The sequence below is a fragment of the Phenylobacterium sp. genome (assembly GCF_037189685.1).
In the GTDB taxonomy this organism is placed as follows: domain Bacteria; phylum Pseudomonadota; class Alphaproteobacteria; order Caulobacterales; family Caulobacteraceae; genus Phenylobacterium.
On sequence record NZ_JBBCIT010000007.1, the window covers coordinates 201,049 to 221,324 of the forward strand.

The 20,276-nt window shown below is 70.9% G+C and carries 23 protein-coding genes; 10 read left to right on the forward strand and 13 right to left on the reverse strand.

The genetic code is table 11. From position 1 onward, the window contains the following. Positions 1 to 16: 16 nt before the first annotated feature. Positions 17 to 1,324, forward strand: a complete 1,308-nt coding sequence (gene mtaB, locus WG212_RS04525; protein WP_337186060.1) for a tRNA (N(6)-L-threonylcarbamoyladenosine(37)-C(2))-methylthiotransferase MtaB — start codon at positions 17 to 19, stop codon at positions 1,322 to 1,324. Continuing rightward, positions 1,321 to 1,764: a GFA family protein gene (locus WG212_RS04530; RefSeq protein WP_337185873.1), complete on the forward strand. Its 444-nt coding sequence runs from the start codon at positions 1,321 to 1,323 to the stop codon at positions 1,762 to 1,764. The genes mtaB and WG212_RS04530 overlap by 4 nt, the downstream gene beginning before the upstream one ends. 4 nt (positions 1,765 to 1,768) lie before the next feature. Here WG212_RS04530 and WG212_RS04535 read toward each other — a convergent pair whose 3' ends face one another. Beyond that, positions 1,769 to 2,386 carry a trimeric intracellular cation channel family protein gene (locus WG212_RS04535; protein WP_337186061.1) on the reverse strand — a complete coding sequence of 206 codons (618 nt, stop codon included), beginning with the start codon at positions 2,384 to 2,386 and terminating at the stop codon, positions 1,769 to 1,771. A 58-nt stretch (positions 2,387 to 2,444) separates the two neighbouring features. Between WG212_RS04535 and ftsY the strand changes: the two genes are divergently transcribed. Further along, positions 2,445 to 3,389, forward strand: a complete 945-nt coding sequence (gene ftsY / locus WG212_RS04540; RefSeq protein ID WP_337185874.1) for a signal recognition particle-docking protein FtsY — start codon at positions 2,445 to 2,447, stop codon at positions 3,387 to 3,389. Beyond that, positions 3,386 to 3,970, forward strand: coding sequence for an inner membrane-spanning protein YciB (locus WG212_RS04545; RefSeq protein ID WP_337185875.1), 585 nt, complete (start codon positions 3,386 to 3,388; stop codon positions 3,968 to 3,970). Before ftsY ends, WG212_RS04545 begins: the two co-directional genes overlap by 4 nt. 90 nt (positions 3,971 to 4,060) lie before the next feature. On the opposite strand, the gene WG212_RS04550 is transcribed toward WG212_RS04545, so the two are convergent. The 8 genes from WG212_RS04550 to ccmA form a co-directional block, all read right to left on the reverse strand. Next, positions 4,061 to 4,255: a hypothetical protein gene (locus WG212_RS04550; protein WP_337185876.1), complete on the reverse strand. Its 195-nt coding sequence runs from the start codon at positions 4,253 to 4,255 to the stop codon at positions 4,061 to 4,063. 104 nt (positions 4,256 to 4,359) lie between these two features. Then, positions 4,360 to 4,554: a hypothetical protein gene (locus WG212_RS04555; protein WP_337185877.1), complete on the reverse strand. Its 195-nt coding sequence runs from the start codon at positions 4,552 to 4,554 to the stop codon at positions 4,360 to 4,362. A 176-nt stretch (positions 4,555 to 4,730) separates the two neighbouring features. Beyond that, a complete protein-coding gene (locus tag WG212_RS04560) occupies positions 4,731 to 5,246 on the reverse strand; it encodes a DsbE family thiol:disulfide interchange protein (protein WP_337185878.1) in 516 nt (171 codons plus the stop codon). Further along, entirely contained in the window at positions 5,243 to 5,410 is a 168-nt protein-coding gene (gene ccmD / locus WG212_RS04565) for a heme exporter protein CcmD (RefSeq protein WP_337185879.1), read from the reverse strand. Before ccmD ends, WG212_RS04560 begins: the two co-directional genes overlap by 4 nt. 15 nt (positions 5,411 to 5,425) lie before the next feature. Further along, positions 5,426 to 6,154: a heme ABC transporter permease CcmC gene (gene ccmC, locus WG212_RS04570; protein ID WP_337185880.1), complete on the reverse strand. Its 729-nt coding sequence runs from the start codon at positions 6,152 to 6,154 to the stop codon at positions 5,426 to 5,428. 39 nt (positions 6,155 to 6,193) lie between these two features. Further along, positions 6,194 to 6,817, reverse strand: a complete 624-nt coding sequence (locus WG212_RS04575) for a Spy/CpxP family protein refolding chaperone (RefSeq protein ID WP_337185881.1) — start codon at positions 6,815 to 6,817, stop codon at positions 6,194 to 6,196. 147 nt (positions 6,818 to 6,964) lie between these two features. Further along, positions 6,965 to 7,630 carry a heme exporter protein CcmB gene (ccmB, locus tag WG212_RS04580; protein WP_337185882.1) on the reverse strand — a complete coding sequence of 222 codons (666 nt, stop codon included), beginning with the start codon at positions 7,628 to 7,630 and terminating at the stop codon, positions 6,965 to 6,967. After that, complete coding sequence (ccmA, locus tag WG212_RS04585) at positions 7,627 to 8,229, reverse strand: heme ABC exporter ATP-binding protein CcmA (protein WP_337185883.1); 603 nt, start codon at positions 8,227 to 8,229, stop codon at positions 7,627 to 7,629. Before ccmA ends, ccmB begins: the two co-directional genes overlap by 4 nt. A 287-nt stretch (positions 8,230 to 8,516) precedes the next feature. Between ccmA and acnA the strand changes: the two genes are divergently transcribed. The 3 genes from acnA (at position 8,517) to WG212_RS04600 (ending at position 12,666) form a co-directional block, all read left to right on the forward strand. Continuing rightward, positions 8,517 to 11,204, forward strand: a complete 2,688-nt coding sequence (acnA, locus tag WG212_RS04590; RefSeq protein ID WP_337185884.1) for an aconitate hydratase AcnA — start codon at positions 8,517 to 8,519, stop codon at positions 11,202 to 11,204. Positions 11,205 to 11,337: 133 nt separating this feature from the next. Beyond that, positions 11,338 to 12,039 carry a DUF1223 domain-containing protein gene (locus tag WG212_RS04595; protein ID WP_337185885.1) on the forward strand — a complete coding sequence of 234 codons (702 nt, stop codon included), beginning with the start codon at positions 11,338 to 11,340 and terminating at the stop codon, positions 12,037 to 12,039. Positions 12,040 to 12,330: 291 nt separating this feature from the next. Further along, positions 12,331 to 12,666 (forward strand): DUF2794 domain-containing protein, encoded by a 336-nt coding sequence (locus WG212_RS04600; RefSeq protein ID WP_337185886.1) that lies wholly within the window; start codon positions 12,331 to 12,333, stop codon positions 12,664 to 12,666. A 7-nt stretch (positions 12,667 to 12,673) separates the two neighbouring features. Here the strand turns inward: WG212_RS04600 and WG212_RS04605 are convergent, their stop codons facing one another. Next, positions 12,674 to 14,098, reverse strand: a complete 1,425-nt coding sequence (locus tag WG212_RS04605) for a class I adenylate-forming enzyme family protein (protein ID WP_337185887.1) — start codon at positions 14,096 to 14,098, stop codon at positions 12,674 to 12,676. Positions 14,099 to 14,213: 115 nt separating this feature from the next. Further along, positions 14,214 to 14,960 (reverse strand): Bax inhibitor-1/YccA family protein, encoded by a 747-nt coding sequence (locus tag WG212_RS04610; protein WP_337185888.1) that lies wholly within the window; start codon positions 14,958 to 14,960, stop codon positions 14,214 to 14,216. 116 nt (positions 14,961 to 15,076) lie between these two features. On the opposite strand from WG212_RS04610, the gene thpR reads away from it, so the two are divergent. Both thpR and WG212_RS04620 read left to right on the forward strand, forming a co-directional pair. Continuing rightward, positions 15,077 to 15,610 carry an RNA 2',3'-cyclic phosphodiesterase gene (thpR, locus tag WG212_RS04615; RefSeq protein WP_337185889.1) on the forward strand — a complete coding sequence of 178 codons (534 nt, stop codon included), beginning with the start codon at positions 15,077 to 15,079 and terminating at the stop codon, positions 15,608 to 15,610. 247 nt (positions 15,611 to 15,857) lie between these two features. Continuing rightward, positions 15,858 to 16,529: a PEPxxWA-CTERM sorting domain-containing protein gene (locus WG212_RS04620; RefSeq protein WP_337185890.1), complete on the forward strand. Its 672-nt coding sequence runs from the start codon at positions 15,858 to 15,860 to the stop codon at positions 16,527 to 16,529. A 94-nt stretch (positions 16,530 to 16,623) separates the two neighbouring features. Here the strand turns inward: WG212_RS04620 and WG212_RS04625 are convergent, their stop codons facing one another. Both WG212_RS04625 and WG212_RS04630 read right to left on the reverse strand, forming a co-directional pair. After that, positions 16,624 to 17,049: a metallopeptidase family protein gene (locus WG212_RS04625; protein WP_337185891.1), complete on the reverse strand. Its 426-nt coding sequence runs from the start codon at positions 17,047 to 17,049 to the stop codon at positions 16,624 to 16,626. Next, positions 17,042 to 17,620 (reverse strand): hypothetical protein, encoded by a 579-nt coding sequence (locus WG212_RS04630; RefSeq protein WP_337185892.1) that lies wholly within the window; start codon positions 17,618 to 17,620, stop codon positions 17,042 to 17,044. Before WG212_RS04630 ends, WG212_RS04625 begins: the two co-directional genes overlap by 8 nt. 83 nt (positions 17,621 to 17,703) lie before the next feature. Here WG212_RS04630 and WG212_RS04635 point away from each other — a divergent pair, with 83 nt between their 5' ends. After that, on the forward strand, positions 17,704 to 20,025 hold the full coding sequence (locus tag WG212_RS04635; protein WP_337185893.1) for an ATP-binding protein: 2,322 nt from the start codon (positions 17,704 to 17,706) through the stop codon (positions 20,023 to 20,025). Positions 20,026 to 20,276 lie beyond the last annotated feature (251 nt).

Sequence of the window (20,276 nt, forward strand, 5' to 3'; positions counted from 1 at the left end):
TCCCGCCGGCGCCACGTTGACGGCGGTCGCTTCGGAAGCCAGCGGCGCGGGACCGCCGCCGCCCGACGTCGATATCGTCACCTTCGGCTGCCGGCTGAACGCCTATGAGAGCGAGGTCATCCGCCGGCGGGCGGCCGAGGACGGGCTCAGCGACGCCATCGTCTTCAACACCTGCGCGGTGACGAACGAGGCCGTGCGCCAGGCGCGGCAGGCGATCCGCAAGGCGCGGCGCGAGCGGCCAGGGGCGAAGGTGATCGTCACCGGCTGCGCGGCCCAGATCGACCCCGCCGCCTTCGCCGCCATGCCCGAGGTGGACCTGGTGCTGGGCAACGCCGAGAAGAGCCAGGCCGGCGCCTACGCCGCCCCGCCCGCCGGCGCCGAGCCCCTGCGCGTGCGGGTCAACGACATCATGAGCGTGCGCGAGACGGCCGGGCACCTGATAGAGGGTCTGAAGGACCGGGCGCGCGCCTATGTCGAGGTGCAGAACGGCTGCGACCACCGCTGCACCTTCTGCATCATCCCCTACGGCCGCGGGAACTCGCGCTCGGCGGCGGCGGGCGAGGTGGTGGAGCAGGTGCGCCGGCTGGCGGCGCAAGGCTACCGCGAGGTGGTGCTGACGGGCGTGGACGTCACGAGCTGGGGCGCCGACCTGCCGGGCCAGCCCACGCTGGGCCAGCTCGTGGCGCGCATCCTGAAGCTGGTTCCCGAGCTTCCGCGCCTGCGCCTGTCGTCCATCGACGCGGCCGAGATCGACCCCGACCTGTTGCGCTGCCTCGCGACGGAGCCCCGGCTCATGCCCTATCTGCACCTCTCGCTGCAGGCGGGCGACGACATGATCCTCAAGCGCATGAAGCGCCGGCACGGCCGCGCCGACGCGCTGAAGCTGGTGGCCGAGGTGCGGGCCGTGCGACCCGATGTGGCCTTCGGCGCCGACCTGATCGCGGGCTTTCCCACCGAGACCGACGAGATGTTCGAAAACACGCTGCGGCTGGTGGACGAGGCGGGGCTGGCGTTCCTGCATGTCTTCCCCTTCAGCGCCCGGCCCGGCACGCCGGCGGCCCGGATGCCGAAGGTCAAGGGTGAGGTGGTGAAGGCTCGCGCGGCTCGCCTGCGCGCAGCGGGAGAGGCGGCGCTGGCGCGGCACCTGGAGGGCCAGGTCGGGCGCACCCTGAGCGGCCTGGTGGAGCGGCCAGGCGTGGCGCGCGGGGAGGACTTCACCGAGATCGCCTTCGAGGGCGAGGCCGAGGTGGGCGGGGTCTGCGACCTCGTCGTCACCGGACATGACGGGCGACGTGTCCTGGCCACGGCCGCAGGTGCGGCGTGATCACCGGCGGCTGCCAGTGCGGCGCGGTGCGCTTCCGCGTCGACGGCGACCTGGGCGAGGCCAGCATCTGCCATTGCCGCATGTGCCAGAAGGCGACCGGCGGGCTGTTCGGGCCTTATGTGGGGGTCGAGGTCGGCGAACTCATCTGGACGCGCGGCGTGCGCAAGCGGTTCCAGAGCTCGAACAAGGTCTGGCGGGGGTTCTGCGAGGCCTGCGGCACGCCGCTGACGTGGGAGCATGCGGGCGGCCTGACCTCGGTGATGATCGGCGCGCTCGACGATCCCGCCGCCGCCCGCCTCACGGTGCAACTGGGCAGCCCGAGCCGGCTGGCCTGTGTCGACGACATCTCGGGCCTGCCCGTGCACGAACCGACCGAGCCGCGGGCCGCAGCCCACCTGGCGAGCATCGTCAGCTTGCAGCACCCCGACCGCGACACCTGAACGCCTACGCCTTCCCCCGGAACGCGGGGAGTCGCCAGTGGAAGAGGATGGCGCCGGCGCGCACGGCGAAGGCCGTGAAGAAGCCCAGGCCGCCGCTCACGGGAATCGGCATCCCGAGGGCGTTCAGGGCGACGAACGTCGCCGCCCCGAGCAGGGCCGGGGTGACGTACAGCTCGCGCCGCAGCAGCACCGACGGCTGATTCGCCAGGACGTCGCGGATCACTCCGCCGAAGGTGGCGGTCAGCACGCCCATGATGATCGCCGAGACCGGGTGGACGCCGAGCGACGTGGCCTTCAGCGCGCCCACCACCGCGTACGCCGCCATGCCCAGCGCATCGAACCACAGCAGCAGGCGGTCGCGGCCCTGGCCCCAGCCCATCGTCCAGACCGCGAGCGCGGCGCCCACGCAGACCAGGATGTACTCCGGCCGCCCGACCCAGAAGACGGGTGCGCCGATCAGCAGGTCGCGCAGCGTGCCGCCGCCCACCCCTGTGACGGCGGCGAAGAAGCCGAAGGTGACGACGTCGTGACGCGCGCGCGCCGCGGCCAGGGCGCCCGAGGCCCCGAAGACGGCCACGGCGGCGTAGTCGAGGACGACCAGGGCGGTTTCCAGCGGCTCCATGTCGCCCTTGATGCGGTGAGGCGTGACGCGCCGCAAGGCGCCCGTTAGAAGCGGCCCCATGGCAGAACCGAAACGCGGCTGGTTCCAGCGCCTCACCGAAGGCCTCACCAAGTCGTCGAAACAGATGGGCGACCAGATCGCCCAGGTCTTCGTCGCGAAGGAACCGCTCACCCAGGCCAAGCTGGACGAGCTGGAGGAGATGCTGATCGAGGCCGACCTCGGCCCGCACTCGGCCGCGCGCATCACCGAAGGCTTCGCCGCCGAGAAGTTCGGCAAGGACGTGGACGAGGCCGAGATCCGCGAGGCCCTGGCCAAGGCGGTGGGCGACGAGCTGGAGACGCGGCAAGGGGTGTTCGACCCGCTGTCCGGGCCGCGGCCCTACGTGGTCCTGTTCATCGGCGTGAACGGGTCGGGGAAGACCACGACGCTCGGCAAGGTGGCCACCGACCTCGTGCGTCAGGACTGCAAGGTGCTGGTGGTGGCCGGCGACACCTTCCGCGCCGCGGCGGTCGAGCAGCTCAAGGTGTGGGCCGAACGGGCCGGCGCCGATTTCATGGGGCGTCCCACGGGATCGGACGCGGCGGGCCTGGCGTTCGACGCGGTGCAGACCGCGAAGGAGAAAGGCTACGACGTCGTCCTGATCGACACCGCGGGCCGCCTGCAGAACAAGCAGGGCCTGATGGACGAACTGCTCAAGATCATCCGTGTGGTGAAGAAGGTGGACGCCGACTATCCCCACGAGACTCTGCTGGTGCTGGACGCCACCGTGGGCCGCAACGCGCTGGCCCAGGAGAACATCTTCGGCAACCAGATCGGCGTCTCGGGCATCGTCATGACCAAGCTGGACGGCACGGCCCGGGGCGGCGTGCTGGTGCCCGTGGCCCAGGCCTCGGACAGCCCCATCAAGCTGATCGGCGTGGGTGAAGGCGTCGACGACCTGCAGCCTTTCAACGCCCGCGCCTTCGCCCGCTCGCTGGTGGGCCTCGAGGAACCTGTTCGATGAGCGATCGCAGCCGGCGTCATTGGGTGCGCTATTTCGTCGACTATTCGGCGCTCGTCATCTTCCTGGCGGCCTACTTCCTGACCGGGCGCGACATGGTGAAGGCGTCGTGGGCCCTGGTGGCCGGTTCGGCGCTGGCGCTGGTGGTGGGCCTGATCGTCGAGCGCCGGATCGCGCCCTTCCCCGCCATCGCGGGCGGGGCGGCCCTGCTGTTCGGCGGCCTGACGATCATCTTCGACGATCCCCGCTTCCTGAAGCTGAAGCCCACGATCATGAACTCGATCTTCGGCGCCGCCCTCCTGGGGGGCCTGGCGATAGGCAGGAACCCGCTGAAGCTGGTGCTGGGCGAAGCCTTCACCATGCCGCCCTCGGCGTGGAAGCGCCTGACCCTCAACTACGCCCTGTTCTTTTTCGTGCTGGCGGGCCTGAACGAGATCGTCTGGCGCACCCAGCCCGACACCACGTGGATGCTCTTCCGCTTTCCGGGCCTGATGATCCTGACGCTGGTGTTCTCGATCGCCCACGCCCCCATGCTGATGCGCTACATCCCCAGCGACGAACGGCCGCCCCCGCCGACGGAATAGGGCGCCGGAGCCCGGCGGGCGGCGTCATGCAGGTCGGGGTCTTGCAGGTCGGGGTCCGGGATCGCCCCCAGGCCCCCGCGTCGCCGGCGGCTACCGCTTCGGAAAGACGATGTTGGCCGGACGCAGGTGCGGGGTGGCCAGACGTTCGTAGCCCGACGCGGGCAGGGATCCCACGATCATGCCGAGAAGGCCCGGGCCGTCGACGTCGGTCGGCGGGGGCGCGTCGTAGAGGCTCCGCCAGAGGGCGGCCGCTTCCTCGTAGAGCCTGTCGTTGTGTTCCGACATCCGATCCCAGGGGCTTCGCAAATGCAGAACCCCGGCGAACGTCGGCTGTTCCCAAATAAAATGTGGTTAATTTCCGCGATTTAGGCGGACGACCTTCCGTGGGGTCAAACGCGGATGTCCAGGATCGATCCCGGACGCAGAATCTTCGGCGGCGCGTCTGCGGTCTCGGCGATGCGGTTCACGGCCTGGGGCGGGACGCGGGACGCCTCGGCTTTGGGTGCGGCCGTGGGCTGGGCCTGTCCCGTGGCGGCGGCGAAGAACGCGCGCTGGGCCGCCAGGCGGCCGGCCTCTTCGCGCACGGGCGCCTGTGTTTGCGCGGCCTGTGTTTGCTGGGCCTGTGTTTGCTGGGCGTGGGCCTGTGGAAAGGCCTGCGCAAATGGATTCGGGCGGATCGTCGTCACGGCGCGGCGCGTCCCCGGGTGTCCAACATGGTTAACAGCTGTCCCCAACCTGACCGGCCGTCCTCAACGCAGGGTTAACGGAGCTGTTGCGCCAGGCGTCGGGCGTCGGCCTCCGTAAGCGGTCCGGTATGCTTGGCCTGGATCACGCCGTCGGCTGAAACAGCGTAGGTCTCGGGCACGCCCGTGACCCCGAATTCCACGCCCGCGCGCCCGTCGCGGTCGGCGAGCGTGACGGCGAACGGGTCGCCCAGCCGCACCAGGAACGCCTGGCTGTTGGTCGGGGCGTCCTTGTAGGCCACGCCGACGATGCGGACGCCCTGGCCCCGCACGCCCATCAGCACGGGATGTTCGACCTCGCACGGCGCGCACCACGAGGCGAAGAAATTGACCAGCACAGGCCCGTCCGCCGCAAGGGCGCGCAGACGCACGGGCTGGCCCGTGGCCAGGCTCGGCAGTTCCAGATCGGGCATGGGCTTGCCGACCAGGGCCTGGGGCTGGACCTGCGGGTCACGCTTCAGGGCGTAGAAGTAGAAGAGGCCGCCCAGGGCGATCAGCGCGGCCAGCGGCAGGAACGCCAGCCAGCGGGTCACGGGCGATCCCCGCCGGCCCGGCTCTGGCCGATGCGGTCGAATTCCTCGAACCGGCGCTTCCAGCGCCGCGCGTGGTTCAGGCTGAAGGCGACCATGCCGGCGAACACCACGGCGGTGATCGCGAAGGCGGGGACGATGAATTCCGCGTACTTGCCGTCGAACATGCCCAATCTTGCGCCCTAACCCCTGGCGGCCCTGGCCGCCGCGGCCTCGGCCCGCCGGCGCCAAAGCTCGCCGCGGATGCGGACCAGCCAGAGCGACCCGAACGCGGCCATGTAGGCCAGGCCCATGAAAGCCAGCGGCCACAGGTAGACCGGCGCCAGGGTCGGGCCGTCGGCGCGGAACACCGAGGCGCCCTGGTGGAGCGTGTTCCACCAATCCACGCTGAACTTGATGATCGGCAGGTTGATCGCGCCCACCAGCGCCAGGATGGCGGCCGCGCGTGCGGCCTTCGTCTCGTCGTCCAGCGAAGCCCGCAGCGCCATGTAGGCGAGGTAGATGAGGAACATCACCAGCACGGACGTCAGGCGTGCGTCCCAGACCCAGTAGGCGCCCCACATCGGCCGGCCCCAGAGCGCCCCGGTGACCAGGGCCAGGAAGGTGAAGGCCGCCCCCAGGGGCGCCGCCGCCTGGGCCGCGGCGTCGGCCAGGGTGTGGCGGAAGATCAGCGCCAGGAAGCTGGCTCCCGCCAGGCAGACGTAGACGAACATCGACATCCAGGCCGCCGGCACGTGGATGAACAGGATGCGGACCGTCTGGCCCTGCTGGTAGTCGTCGGGGACCGAGAACCCCAGCCACAGGCCGACGAGCCCCAGGATCACCGCGATCGCGCCGAAGAGCGGCGCCGCCCAGCGCGAGAACGCCATGAAGCGCTCGGGATTCGACAGGAAGGCGGGCGCCCAGCTCATGCCTGTGCGGCATAGGGCGCGGTCGCGCGCCCTGCAAGCCTACGAACGCGGCGCGCGGGGCGGCTCGGGCGGAAGGGGCGCCGCCGGGGCGTGCGCCACCGGAACCAGCATCGGGCCGAAGCCGGGGCCCGCGAACATCAGCATGGGGAGGGCGTCGAACACCTTGCGCTGTTTGTCGTCGAGCTGGGCGTAGAACGTCCGCGTCGCCGCGATGCGGACCTTCATGGCGGCCTGCTGCTCGGCCATCCGCACCTCCATCGCGGCCAGCCGGTCCGGGGTGGTCCGGGCGTCGCCGCCGCGGTCGAGGCGCACCACCGGCTCGCGGCCGCCGCCCTTTCCGACGGCTTCGACGTAGGCTTTCAGGGCCGGCTCCTGATCGGGGCGGAGCTGGAGCAGGGTGCGCAGGCGCTCCGTCCGGTCCCCGCCGCGGGAGACCACCACATCCCTGTCCCCGTGACGGTAGACGCGAACCTCGCGGCGCGTCTTCTCCTTGGACGGGTCACGCGCCTCGTCGGCACGGGTGCGGCCGGCCGCGGCGCGGGCGTCCTCTGCGGCCTGGCGGAGGGTCTCGTGGGGGTCCTGGGCCTTGTCCCGCGCCAGGGCGTGGCCCGACGCCAGCGCGAAAGCGGCGCCGGCCGCGAGCCAGGTGAGGGTCTTCCGCATCTCTCGATCTCCCGCTTGGGCGTTCCCTTCGCGCAACAAGCTGGAGCGCAGGATGGGGCGGAAAAGCGGCAGGCGGGATTAAGCTTTCGTCATGTGCCGACCGGCGTTCGGCGGCGCGGTCGGCTTCCCGGAGCCCGATCGTCGGGATCAACCGAGGGCGTTGCGACAGGCGGCGGCCATGGCCAGGGGGCCGACGGCGACGGCGGCGGCGGCATAGGCGCCCAGGAAGGCGAAACCGCCGCTCCAGGGCAGGCCGCTGGCGAAGGCGTCCAGCGCGCCGCCGCCGAAGATCACCGGCGGCACGAACAGCGGCAGCACGATCACCGCGGTGAGGAGGCCGCCGCGCCGGGCGCCGAGGCTGAGCGCCGCGCCGATTCCGCCCACGAAGGCGAACGCGATCCCGCCCAGGAGGGCGCAGGCGAACACCAGCGGCGCCAGGGCCGGCGAGGCGCCGAGCGCGATCGCGGCTACGGGCGCCGCCAGGGCCAGGGGCGCGCCGGCGGCCAGCCATTGCCCCAGGCATTTCACGAGGCAGGTCAGCTCCAGCGGGACCGGCGAAAGGGTCAGGAGATCGAGCGCGCCGTCCTCGTAGTCGCGCTCGAACATCCGCTCCAGAGAGAGCAGCGAGGCCAGCGCCAGGGCCACCCAGGCGGCGCCGGGCGCGATGGCGGCCAGCCGCTCGGGCTCGGGACCGATCGCCAGCGGCAGGAAGGTGGCGACGCCCGCGTAGAAGCCGACCGCCACCAGGGGCCCCCCGCCGCGGCCCCAGGCCAGTGCGGTTTCGCGGGCCAGCAGGGCGAACAGCGGCCTCAAGCGCCCAGGTCCAGGCTGCGCTGCGCGCCGGGCAACGGGTCGTGGACGGCGGCCAGAACCAGCCCGCCCCGGTCGACGTGGCGCCGCATCATTCCGGCGAAGGCGGGACGCCAGCGGGAATCCAGCGGGCTCATCGGCTCGTCCAGCAGCCACAGCGGCCGGGGCGCGGCGACCAGCCGGGCCAGCGCGAGCCGCCGCCGCTGGCCGGCCGACAGGCGACGCACTTCGAGGTCGAGCAGCGGGACCAGCTCCAGTTCCTCGGCCGCCTCGCGGAAGGCGGCCTCCGAGCCGCCGCACCAGCGGGTCCAGAAGGCCAGCTCCTCCCGGGCCGTCCGGGCCGCCTTCAGCCCGTCGGCATGGCCCACGAGGTGCAGGCCGCCGCCCCGTGCGTCGACGGGGTCGACGCCGCCGAAGCCGATCTCGCCCGCCTCCAACTGCGCCAGGCCGGCGACGGCGCGCAGCAGGCTGGTCTTCCCCGATCCGTTCGGCCCCGTCAGCGCGCAGGCCTCGCCGGCCGCGAGCGCCAGCGACAGGCCCTCGAACAGCAGCCGCCCGCCCCGCCGTACGGCGGCCTCGCGGATGGTGAGGGCGGTGATCACGCATCGGTCTCCGGACGGGGGGGCTCCGGACGGGCGGGCCGGCGCCGTCCGACCGTGTCGGCGGGGCGACTCTGCGGCCGGAAAGTCGGCAGGCTGCGCCTTTGGCCCGCCCGCTCGGATCGCGCGCATGGACGGCGGGATAGGTCGGGTCTATGAAGCGCTCGCCGCCGGGGACCTGGGGAGCCAACGCCGCGCGGGGACGAACGCTGTGTGTCCGTCCTCTCAACGAGCGCGCGACCCTCCGGACCATCCTGGGCGATAACGAACAGAGAAAGGATCTCCCGACTATGGCGTCCGTGGACACCCTGAAGGCCCGCCGTCAGTTGACGGTGGGCGACAAGACCTACGCTTACTACAGCCTCCCGGCCGCCGAGGAAGCCGGTCTTTCCGGCATTTCGCGCCTGCCGATCTCGATGAAGGTTCTGCTCGAGAACCTTCTCCGGAACGAGGACGGCGACACCGTCACCGAAGCCGACCTCAAGGCCATCGCCGCCTGGGCCGACAACAAGGGCGCGGTCGAGCATGAGATCAGCTTCCGCCCGGCGCGGGTGCTGATGCAGGACTTCACCGGCGTGCCGGCGGTGGTCGACCTGGCCGCCATGCGCGACGCCATGACCGCGCTGGGCGCAAATCCCGAGAAGATCAACCCGTTGAACCCCGTCGACCTGGTCATCGACCACTCGGTGATGATCGACTACTTCGGCACGTCCAAGGCGTTCGGCCAGAACGTCGAGCGCGAATACGAGCGCAACATCGAGCGGTACAACTTCCTCCGCTGGGGCTCGTCGGCGTTCAACAACTTCCGCGTGGTGCCGCCCGGCACCGGCATCTGCCACCAGGTGAACCTGGAATACCTGGCCCAGACCGTCTGGACGAACGCGGACGAGGGCCCGGAAGTGGCCTATCCCGACACCGTCGTCGGCACCGACAGCCACACCACCATGATCAACGGCCTGGCCGTGCTGGGCTGGGGCGTGGGCGGCATCGAGGCCGAGGCCGCCATGCTGGGCCAGCCGATCCCGATGCTGATCCCCGAGGTCATCGGCTTCAAGCTGGAGGGCGCGCTGCCGGAAGGCGCCACCGCCACCGACCTCGTGCTCACCGTCACCCAGATGCTCCGCAAGAAGGGCGTTGTGGGCAAGTTCGTCGAGTTCTACGGCTCGGCCCTGGCCAACATGACCCTGGAAGACCAGGCGACCATCGCCAACATGGCCCCGGAATACGGCGCCACCTGCGGCTTCTTCCCCGTCACCCGCGCCACCATCGACTTCCTGGCCGCCACCGGCCGCGCGCCCGAGCGCGTGGCCCTCGTCGAGGAGTACGCCAAGGCCCAGGGCATGTGGCGCGAGCCGACCGATCCCGAGCCCGTCTTCACCGACACGCTGGAGCTGGACCTGGGCACGGTCGTGCCGTCGATGGCCGGCCCCAAGCGGCCGCAGGATCGCGTCGAGCTGACCACCGCGGCGTCCGAGTTCAAGACGGCGCTGGCGGGCGACTTCGGCAAGGCCGACACCCTGGCCGAGCGCTACAAGGTCGAGGGCGAGAACTTCGACCTGGGCAACGGCGACGTTGTGATCGCCTCGATCACCTCGTGCACCAACACCTCGAACCCCTCGGTGCTGATCGCCGCCGGCCTGGTGGCCAAGAAGGCGGTCGAGAAGGGCCTGCGGGTGAAGCCCTGGGTGAAGACCTCGCTGGCCCCCGGCTCGCAGGTGGTCACCGACTACCTCAAGGCCGCCGGCCTGACCAAGTCTCTGGACGCCCTGGGCTTCAACCTGGTCGGCTACGGCTGCACCACCTGCATCGGCAACTCGGGCCCGCTGCCCGAGCCGGTCTCCGAGACGATCCAGAAGAACGATCTGGTCGCGGTCTCGGTGCTGTCGGGCAACCGGAACTTCGAGGGCCGGGTGAACCCCGACGTGCGCGCCAACTACCTGGCCAGCCCGCCGCTGGTGGTGGCCTACGCCCTGGCCGGCTCGATGCAGACCGACATCGTCAACGAACCGCTGGGCGAGGGCAAGGACGGCAAGCCCGTCTATCTGAAGGACATCTGGCCGACGGCCGCCGAGGTCAGCGCCCTGCAGCGCAAGCACGTGACGAACAAGATGTTCGCCACCCGCTACGCCGACGTCTTCAAGGGCGACAAGAACTGGCAGGGCATCAAGGTCAAGGGCGGCCAGACCTACGAGTGGAACCCCGGCTCCACCTACGTGAAGAACCCGCCTTACTTCGAAGGCATGACGATGGAGCCGGCGCCGGTCACCGACATCGTCGAGGCCCGCGTGCTGGGCGTGTTCGGCGACTCGATCACCACCGACCACATCTCCCCGGCCGGCTCGATCAAGACCACCTCGCCCGCCGGCCAGTACCTGATCGAGCGCCAGGTGCCGCCCAGCGAGTTCAACGGCTACGGCGCGCGGCGCGGCAACCATGAAGTGATGATGCGGGGCACCTTCGCCAACATCCGCATCCGCAACCGCATCACGCCCGACATCGAAGGCGGCGTGACCCGGCACTTCCCCTCCGGCGAGCAGATGTCGATCTACGACGCGGCCATGCGCTACCAGGGCGAGGGCCGTCCGCTGGTGGTGTTCGCGGGCAAGGAGTACGGCACCGGCTCGTCGCGCGACTGGGCCGCCAAGGGCACCAAGCTCCTGGGCGTCCGCGCGGTGATCGCCGAAAGCTTCGAGCGGATCCACCGGTCGAACCTGGTCGGCATGGGCGTGCTGCCGCTCCAGTTCCTGCAGGAAGGCTGGCACAAGCTGGGCCTGACCGGCGAGGAGATCGTGACCATCCGCGGCCTCACCGAACTGGCGCCGCGCAAGCAGCTCATCGTCGAGATGTACCGTCCCAGCGACGGCCGCATCGCCCGCTTCCCGGTCCGCTGCCGGATCGATACGCCCACCGAGCTCGAATACTTCAAGCATGGCGGCGTCCTGAACTACGTGCTGCGCAGCCTGGCCGCGCCGGCGTAAGCCCGACGCGGCGCACGCCGGGCCTGGTCCCGGCGTGCGCCGCAAGGCCCTTCGGGGCCGAACAGAGGGCCGGATTTGCCCGTCATCTCACGCCTTGTTGTGATTTACAGGGTCGGGAACACGCCCTAAGTCGATGGCGATGCGGACGGCCGCGCTTCTCAGCCTCATCCTGCTCGCCTGGCCGGCGGGCGCGGCGGCCCGGCCTCCCGTGCTCGTCGAGCTGTTCACCGCGCAGGGTTGCGGCTCGTGCGACGACGCCAATCCCTACTTCCTGAAGCTGGCCGAACGCCCGGGCGTGCTCACCCTCACGTTCTCGGTCGACTATTGGGACTACCTCGGCTGGACGGACACCTTCGCCAAGCCCGCCTTCGCCGAGCGCCAGCGGGCCTATGTCGCCCGCCTGGGCCTGCGTGAGCCCTATACGCCCCAGGTGATCGTGAACGGGCACGACGAGACCCAGGGCCTGAAGAACGCCGAGGTCGATCGGCTGGTGCGCGAGGCCGCCGCCGCCCTGCGCAACCCGCCGGACGTTGCGTTCATCGGGCCGCGGCGGGTGGACGTGGGGTCGGGTCGGGCGCCGCGCGGCGGCGCCGACGTCTGGCTGGTGCGCTATGATCCGCGCGAGGTCGAGGTGGCGGTGAAGGCCGGCGACAATCGCGGCGAGACCTTCGTCCAGCGCAACGTGGTGCGCCAGATCGACCGGCTGGGGAGCTGGACGGGCAAACCGCGGGCGTTCCGGATTCCCCCGGCCGACGGCGAAGGCCTGCGGATGGCGCTGGTCGTCCAGCATCCGCAGGGAGGGCGGATCATCACCGTAGCCCAGCCGCGGTCCTGAGCTTCGATCTGCGGCGCAAACGAAAGCCCGCGCGGCTGGAGAGATCCGCGCGGGCGTACGCTTGGGGGAGGGGAACGAGAAACGTCAGGCGTCGGTTGGCCGGGGAACCGATCCAGGGGGGCTGGGGGGGCTGTTCAGGGTCCGGGACCGGCCTGCCGCCAACCAACCGACGCCTGCACCATCCCTTGCGCTTCGGGCGGACGCGGGACCGAAATAAGGTCTTTTCGCGGCGGCTGCCGGCCGCGATTTCAGGGTGGCCGGACTCGCAAATTTCAGACAGGCTCGCCTGCGATGGCTTTCGATCCGAGCTATGCGGCCCCGCGGCAGGCCCGCGTGTTCTTCGAACGGCGCGAACTGGAGCGCCTCCTCCGCCTCTATGGCCGCATGGTGGCCGCCGGCGAGTGGCGCGACTATGGGATGGACGGCCTGGCCGACTGCGCCGTCTTCTCGGTGTTCCGTCGCACAGCCGAAGCCCCGCTCTACCGGATCGAGAAACGCCCGGCCCTGGCGCGCCGCCAGGGCGCCTGGGCGATCGTGGGTCAGGGCGGCCACGTGCTGAAGCGCGGACACGAACTGGATCAGGTGCTGCGCTTCTTCGACAAGGGCCGGTTCACCGTCGTCGAATAGCGGCGGCTCAGATCGCGTTCTTTTCCAGTGCGGCGAGGGTCTGGGCCCGCAACGCCTTGCGGTCGACCTTGCCCCGTTCGTTACGGGGAATGCCCTCGGCCCAGGCGAATCGCACCGTCGGGGGTTCGATTCCCGATGCCGACAGCCGCTGGACCAGGGCTTCGCGGCTGACGTCGCTGTCGGCGACGACGGCGATCCAGCACTGCTCCACCCCGTCCGGACCGGGAATGGCGAAGGCGGCGGCGTCGCGCACGCTGGGATGGTCCATCAGCGCCTGCTCGAGGGCGTCGGGAAGCAGCTTGCGGCCTCCGAGGTTCATGAGTTCGTCGGCGCGGCCGTCGATGACGATGAGGCCGCCCGGCAGGCGCCGCGCCAGGTCGCCCGGATGGAACCAGCCGTCGCGGAAGGCGCGGGCGCTGGCGTCCGGGTCGTCCAGATAGCGGCCGGCATTGCGCTCGCTGCGGATGCGCACCTCGCCCTGGGCCCCGTCGGGAACGGGCGAGCCCGCGGCGTCCACCAGTTCGACCGAGACGCCTGGAACCGGCCAGCCGACCGCGCCCGGCGTCTCCTCCAGATGTAGGGCCGGGCCGACCGTGGCGCGACCGGTCTCGGTCGAGCCGTAGATGACGTGGATATCCGGGCTGATCCGCCGACGCGCCTCGCGCGAGAGCGGGGCGGGCAGGAGGGCGCCCGTGACCACGATCCGCCAGTCGGGCTTGAGGTCGAAACCGGCCGGCAGGCGCCGCAGCATCTCGCGCAGGTGCACGGGCGTGAGACCCAGGAGGCCGGACGGCTGGCGTTCCAGCAGGAGCGGCAGGTCCTGCGGCGCATAGTCCACGGCCACGGCCGCGCCCATCGACCAGGCCAGGGTGGCCATGCTGTAGCCCAGGGACGAATCGACGCCGGTCCGGATGGCCCAGACGCCCAGGCGCCCGGCGGCGTAGGCGTTGAGCGCGCTGAGGGCGTTGGCCTCCATGCGCCGCCAGGACAGGGGCACCCGTTTCGCGTCCCCGGTCGTGCCCGAGGACAGGAGCACACGCGCAAGGCCGGCGGGGTCCCGAGGCGCCGACGGGACTTCGACGGGATCGGCGGCTTCGACCGCCGCGATCCAGGCCGCGTCCAGGAGTTGAAGATTCCGGCCCTTGGCGCCCGGTCGGTCGCTGAGCCTGAGGTCGGCGCGCGTGTCGGCCGTGGCGGTCGTGGCGACGCCGATGCGCGCCAGGGCCATCAGCATGACATGGTGGCGGTAGGCGCTGCTCCCGTGGACGGCCACGATTCCGCGCTCGGGCGTGACGCCGAGTTTCAGGAAGGCGCCGGCGTAGCGGTTCACGTCGGCGTCGAACTCGGCGTAGGTCGCGCGGCGGCGCGGCGTGAGCAGGGCCAGGGCGCGAGGCCGGGTCTTGGCCTGGAAGGCGAGATAGGCGTCGAACATGGCCGGCGAAGCTAGATGAGACGCGGGGGGCGAAAAACCCCACGGCCAGGGCTCGGGTCACGAAAAACCCCGGCGGTCGCCCGCCGGGGTCCGGTCGTTCCGACCTGCGCGAACCCTAGCGGCGGTCGCCGAAGAGCTGCAGCAGGAATTGGAAGAGGTTGATGAAGTTGATGTACAGGCTGAGCGCGCCGTAGTTGGTGGCCACGCCCATGGCCGCCTGGTCGCCGCCCAGGTCGTAGTACTGCATCTTCAGGCGCTGGGTGTCGTAGGCGATGAGGCCCGCAAAGATGAACACCCCCAGCACGCTGATGATGAACTGCATCATCGAGTTCTGCATGAAGATGTTCACGACCGAGGCGATGATCAGGCCGATCAGGCCCACCAGCAGGAAGCTGCCGAAGCCGGTCAGGTCCTTCTTGGTGGTGTAGCCGAACAGGCTGAGGCCGCCGAAGGCCGTGGCCGTGATCAGGAACGTCTGGAAGATGGACGCGCCCGTGTAGACCAGGGTGATGCCGCCCAGCCCGGCGCCGATCAGCGCCACGATGGTCCAGTAGAAGACGCCCGAGCTCTTCGGCGAGGCGTTCTTCATGGCGAACATGCCGAACAGGATCACCGCCAGCGGCGCGAAGGCCACCACCATGCCCAGCATGGTCATGCCCCAGCCACGCGCCGTCTGCACGTAGAGCAGGTCACGGACCGGCGGGAACTGGCCGGTGATGTAGGCCAGGACGGCCGAAACCACGAGGCCCAGCGCCACCTTGTTGTAGACGCCGAGCATGAAACTGCGGAGGCCCGCGTCCACCGACATGTCGGCGCGATCCGCCGGGATCGAGCGCGAGTAGCCGTGGTTGTAGTCGCTCATGAGAGCAAAACCCTTGAGGTTGCGCGTCCCCAACCGGACGCGCGTGAAATATCGGGATGAAACCGTTGCGAGGCAAGGGCTGCCCGATCACGACAAGGTCAGGCTAAATGGGTCGCATGATCCGACTCTTCGCCGCCCTGGCCATCCCCGAGGACATCGGCCGCGCGCTGCAGGCCCGCCAGACCGGCATCGAGGGCGCGCGCTGGCGGCCGCTGGAGGCGCTGCATGTGACGCTGCGATTCTACGGCGAGATCCGCCAGGACGTGGCCCGCGACCTGGACGCCGAGCTGACCTCGATCACGGCGCGGCCCTTCTCCATCGAACTGGAGGGCGCGGGGGCGTTCGACGACGGGTCCGACATCCACGCCGTCTGGGCCGGGGTGGCGGCGAACGCCGAACTGTCGCACCTGGCCGAGGCCTGCGAGACCGCGGCGCGGCGCGCCGGCCTGAAGCCCGAGAAGCGCAACTACAAGCCGCACGTCACCCTGGCCTACCTGCGTCGGCCCGACCCGGCCGAGGTGGGCGCGTGGATCCAGGCCCACAACCTGCTCCGCTCGCCGCCCATCTTCATCGACCGCTTCGGTCTCTACTCCAGCCACCAGAGCCGGGACGGCAGCCACTACCGACTCGAGGCCGAGTATCGGCTCTGACGGGGCGCCACCCCCGTCTGCGGACGATCCGCACAAAGCGCAGGCGCGCCTGCTCATGCAATCATCAGTAGGCCTTCGCTAAACCAAAGCGGGAATTTTTTATACACCAATAGGTCGAGCTGTGTGGACTTCGTCACAATCAAAAGTAATGGTTACCGGGCGTCCGGCCTCGGTATCCGTGTGAGTTTCGATCGTGGGGATGGCGCAACGTTTCAATCCGCCTCCAGCCCCCCGGAGCCTATCCCCCATGAAGACGAGACTTCTCGCAGCCCTCACGGCCGCCACTGCGCTGGCGGCGGCCGGAACGGCCCACGCCCTCACCGTCATCGATTTCGAGGGCGACGTGGTCGGGTCGGTGGCTGAAGGCTTTTCCGCCGCTGGCTTCCCCGAACTGGTCTTCTATTCCGACCTCGGCGCCGGACTCGAGATCGGCGACTACGGAGGCCAGTCGGACGGCAAGGCGCTGGCGGCCCGGCCGGACGACAACGGCAACTTCATCCGCGGCGAGTTCACCGACGGCGTCCATTCGTTCCTGTCGATGACGTTCGGCAACGACGATCCCACCTTCACCAATCCGGGCGACCGGGCGGTGCTGACCGTCTTCTTGGCCGGGACGCTGGTGGGGCAGACCTTCGTCGTGCTGAACCGGAACGACGTGATGGACCAGACCATCGGGTTCACCTTCGGGCCGTTCGACAGCTTCACCTTCGCCTACACCGATGCGGCCGGGAACCCGTTCACCGGGGGTGGCGGGGCCAACGTGGGTCTCATCGAGATCATCGACAACATCACCTTCGACACCCTGGCCGCGGCGATCCCCGAGCCATCCGCCTGGGGGATGATGATCCTGGGGTTCGGCGGCGTGGGCGGGGTCCTGCGTCGCCGCCGCGACATGGTGGCCGCCCCGTCCCGGGGCTGACGTCGCGACCCGCCGGCCGGGCCGCCATCTGGGCGGCCGGCGGAGCGCCGGGCAGCGCCGCCGAAAACGCACCCCTCGGCGGCGCTCGCCTCGCCTATTCCGCCGCGGCCTCGATGGCGTCGATGTCGCCGTCCGAGAGGCCGAAGTGGTGGCCGATCTCGTGCACCAGAACGTGGGTCACCAGCTCCTCCAGCGTCACCTCGCCGTTTTCGGCCCACTCGTCCAGGATGGGTCGGCGGTAGAGGAACACGCGGCTGGGCTCGGGGGCGGACAGCACCGAGCGGTCGGCGAGGCTCACGCCCGAATAGAGGCCCGTCAGGCCGAACGGGTCCTCGATCCCCAGGTCGTCCAGGACGTCATCGGGAGGGAAGTCGTCGACCCGGAAGATCACCTCGCCCGCCAGCCGGCGGAAACCTTCCGGCAGGGCGGCGAACGCGCGCTCGGCCATTTCGGCCATCTCGTCCAGCGACGGCGCGCGGCCCCAGCGGGGATCGGCGGCCAGTTGGGAATCGTCACTCATCGGGCATCACGATATGCGGAGCTTCGGGCAGGCGCACCTCGAAGAGGCCGATGTCGAGCGGCTGCTGCGGCTTGATCGGCCGCAGCGGCGCCCGCGCGATGGCGCGCAGGGCGTCGGCGTCCAGCGCCTGTCCGCCCTTCCGCGCGGCCCGCGCCTGGGGAGCCTCCCGGGGGGCGTCGAGGGGACGTTCGGCCGTCCCGATCCGCCAGTAGGACACGCTGAGCCGCCAGACGGTGCGCGTCGTACGGGGCGGATCGGGCCAGCGGCGGCCGTCGGCCATCGTGGGCGCGACGGGGCGCGGCGGAGGGGCGCCGTCGGCCACCTGCTCCACCAGCCGGCAGAAGCGGTCCTGCGGCTCGGGGGCCGCGCCGGTCCGCTCGTCCTCCACGCGGCCGGCATAGGCGTCCAGCGCCGCCTCGCGGGTGGCGAAGGCGGGCCCCACGGCGTCGGTGGCGAACACGACCGCTTCCCCCGCGCGCCGGCGGGCCTCGCTCTCGCGGGCGGCGCGGCCCAGCGGGCGGCCGAGCGCCAGCTCGGCGTTCGCCGCCACGGGATAGAGGATCGCGGTCATCCGGCGCATTCTCGCTGAATTTCCCTGCCGATAGAACGGCGGGCGGGCCTTAAGCTCGCGGAGACTGATTCGCCGGGGCGTCGATGAACGCGCAAGACCTGATGCTGGCGGCGGCGGCCGGGGCGGTGAGCCTCGCCATCTCCGCCGTGCTCTGGGCGCTGGCCCAGCGGCGCGCCGGCGACCGCCGCGTGGCCGAACTGCGGTCGCGCATCCGCGATCTCGAGGCCGGCGCCGAGACCTCCCAGGCGTCGGTCGAGGCCTTCGACTCCGCGCTGCTGGCGGTCGAGGACGGCCAGGCGCTGCTGGCGTCGGGCGAAGAGTCCCTGAGCCTCTGCTGCGAGGCGCTGGGGCTGCCGCAGGCCGACGCCCAATCCCTGCTCAACGCCCTGATGCGCGCCGACCCCGACCACGCGCGGCGCCTGCGCGGCCTGATCGAGCGCGGCGAGCCCTGCGCGTTCGAGGTCAAGGGGCCGGCGGGCGTGGTGACGGTGGAGGGCCGCGCCTCGGGCGCGCTGGCCTGGCTGCGGGTCTCGGCGGCGCCGGGCGACGACCAGGGCCTGCCGACCGCGCCGCGCTTCGCCGCCTTCCTGAACGCGCGGGTCTATCCGGCCTGGATCGCCGCGGCCGACGGGTCGCCCGTGTGGGTGAACGCCGCCTGGCTCAAGGCGGTCGACGCCGGCAGCCTGGACGAGGCCGCCCAGCGGGGCGCGGCCTTCGACCGGGGCGCCGACGCCACCGCCAGCGAGGCCGCCAACCTGGGCCAGCGGCGCGAATCCCTGCGTTGGCTGTCGTACGGAGGCCGCCGCCGCGCCTTCCTGATCACCGCCCAGCCACTGGAGGGTGGCGGCGTCGCCGTGTGGACCGAGGACCATACCGAGCTGGAGGAGGCGCGCGAGGAGACCAAGCGCAACGCCCGGGCCCACGACGAAACCCTGAACCACCTGGACGATGCGGTGGTGATCTTCGACCGCGCCAAGCGGCTGTCGTTCCACAACACCGCCTTCGCCGAGCTGTGGGGCCTGGAGCCGGCCTGGCTGGGCGAGCGGCCGACCCACGGCGAGGTGCTGGACCGCCTGCGCCAGCGCCGCCGCCTGCCCGAAAGCGTCGACTACGCGAAATGGAAGACCGCCGAGCTCAGCCGCTACGAGAAGCTCGAGAGCCAGCCCGACGACATGTGGAGCCTGCCCGACGGCCGCACCCTGCGGGTCGTGCGCCAACCCCATCCGCTGGGCGGCCTGCTGCTGCTGTTCTCGGACATCACCGGCGAGCTGAAGCTCAAGACCCAGTACAACGCCCTGATCCAGGTGCAGCAGGCGACGCTGGACAAGCTGTCGGACGCCGTGGCCGTGTTCGGCTCCGACGGGCGCCTGCGCCTGCACAACGAGAGCTTCGAGCGGTTCTGGAACATCACCCCGCTCCAGCTCGAGGCCGCCGGCGACTTCGAGGGCGTGGTCGAGCTGTGCGTGCACAAGCTGCACGACATGGCCTTCTGGAAGGAGCTGAAGGGCCGCGTCGCCGACCCCGATCCCACCGCGCGCATGCCGATTGGCGGCGAGGTCCAGACCTCGGACGACCGCATCGTGGAGTACCGCACCCGCCCGCTGCCCGACGGCGCGACGCTGATCGCCTTCACCGACATCACCGATGCGCGCCGCCTGGAGACCGCGCTGGCGGAGCGGGAACAGGCGTTGACCGAGACCGAGCGCCTGAAGCGCGACTTCGTCGGCAACGTCTCGTACGAGCTGCGCACGCCGCTCACCACGATCATCGGCTATTCCGAGCTGCTGGAACTCCTGGGCGAAGGGCTGCCCGACCGGGCCAAGGCCTATGCGGCGGCGGTGAAGGCGGCGGCCACCCAGCTCGCCCGCTCGATCGACGACGTGCTCGACATGGCCCAGATCGACGCCGACGAGATGGCGCTGGACCTGGGCGACGTGGACGTGGCCGAGCTGCTGATCGAGGTGGCCGCCCGCTGGCGGCCCGAGGCCGAGGCCAACAAGGTCTCGATCGTGCTGGAGCGCCCCGGCGACGTGGGCGTGATCCGCGGCGACCGCCGCCGCCTGGGCCAGATCCTCGACCACCTGATGGAGAACGCCATCGGCCAGACACCGGCCGGCGGATCGGTGGCCGTGTCGGCGCGCAAGGCGCTGGGGGAGGTCCAGCTCCAGGTGTCGGACACCGGCCGTGGCATCCCCTTCCACGTCCAGGCGCACATCTTCGACCGCTTCATCGGCCGTGAACGCGGCGGGCCGGGCCTGGGCCTGGCGCTGGTCAAGGCCTTGACCGAGCTGCACGGTGGCTGGGTGGCGCTGGAGAGCGAGCCGGGCGCCGGCGCCACCTTCACCTGCCACCTCCCCGAGGAAGCCCATGCCGTCACCCAGCCGGAGCTGGGCTTCGCGAGCTGAAGGCCAGCGCCGGGTTGGGCCACGGACCCCCACGAAAAACACGAACGGTTGGGGCGTGCCTCGAGCCTCTGTGCGAGCGGAGGCCTTGTCATGGGAACCGCGGATGGGCGCGGAAGGGCAGCTTCGCCTTCCGTGTTCTTCCGCGTTTTCCGCGGTTCTTCGAATGGGGACGCGCCGCTTCGCGGCGTCGCGGCATCTCGGCTGAAGTGGGCCCGGCGAACGGCTGCGGAAGCGAGGCGTCGACGGGGCCC

Coding starts and splice junctions, on each gene's coding strand:
- WG212_RS04535 (WP_337186061.1), bottom strand. CDS start 2,386: ATGGAGCCGCTGGAAACCGCCCTGGTCGTCCTCGACTACGCCGCCGTG.
- ftsY (WP_337185874.1), top strand. CDS start 2,445: ATGGCAGAACCGAAACGCGGCTGGTTCCAGCGCCTCACCGAAGGCCTC.
- WG212_RS04545 (WP_337185875.1), top strand. CDS start 3,386: ATGAGCGATCGCAGCCGGCGTCATTGGGTGCGCTATTTCGTCGACTAT.
- WG212_RS04550 (WP_337185876.1), bottom strand. CDS start 4,255: ATGTCGGAACACAACGACAGGCTCTACGAGGAAGCGGCCGCCCTCTGG.
- ccmD (WP_337185879.1), bottom strand. CDS start 5,410: ATGTTCGACGGCAAGTACGCGGAATTCATCGTCCCCGCCTTCGCGATC.
- ccmC (WP_337185880.1), bottom strand. CDS start 6,154: ATGAGCTGGGCGCCCGCCTTCCTGTCGAATCCCGAGCGCTTCATGGCG.
- WG212_RS04575 (WP_337185881.1), bottom strand. CDS start 6,817: ATGCGGAAGACCCTCACCTGGCTCGCGGCCGGCGCCGCTTTCGCGCTG.
- acnA (WP_337185884.1), top strand. CDS start 8,517: ATGGCGTCCGTGGACACCCTGAAGGCCCGCCGTCAGTTGACGGTGGGC.
- WG212_RS04595 (WP_337185885.1), top strand. CDS start 11,338: ATGGCGATGCGGACGGCCGCGCTTCTCAGCCTCATCCTGCTCGCCTGG.
- WG212_RS04600 (WP_337185886.1), top strand. CDS start 12,331: ATGGCTTTCGATCCGAGCTATGCGGCCCCGCGGCAGGCCCGCGTGTTC.
- WG212_RS04605 (WP_337185887.1), bottom strand. CDS start 14,098: ATGTTCGACGCCTATCTCGCCTTCCAGGCCAAGACCCGGCCTCGCGCC.
- WG212_RS04610 (WP_337185888.1), bottom strand. CDS start 14,960: ATGAGCGACTACAACCACGGCTACTCGCGCTCGATCCCGGCGGATCGC.
- thpR (WP_337185889.1), top strand. CDS start 15,077: ATGATCCGACTCTTCGCCGCCCTGGCCATCCCCGAGGACATCGGCCGC.
- WG212_RS04620 (WP_337185890.1), top strand. CDS start 15,858: ATGAAGACGAGACTTCTCGCAGCCCTCACGGCCGCCACTGCGCTGGCG.
- WG212_RS04625 (WP_337185891.1), bottom strand. CDS start 17,049: ATGAGTGACGATTCCCAACTGGCCGCCGATCCCCGCTGGGGCCGCGCG.
- WG212_RS04630 (WP_337185892.1), bottom strand. CDS start 17,620: ATGACCGCGATCCTCTATCCCGTGGCGGCGAACGCCGAGCTGGCGCTC.
- WG212_RS04635 (WP_337185893.1), top strand. CDS start 17,704: ATGAACGCGCAAGACCTGATGCTGGCGGCGGCGGCCGGGGCGGTGAGC.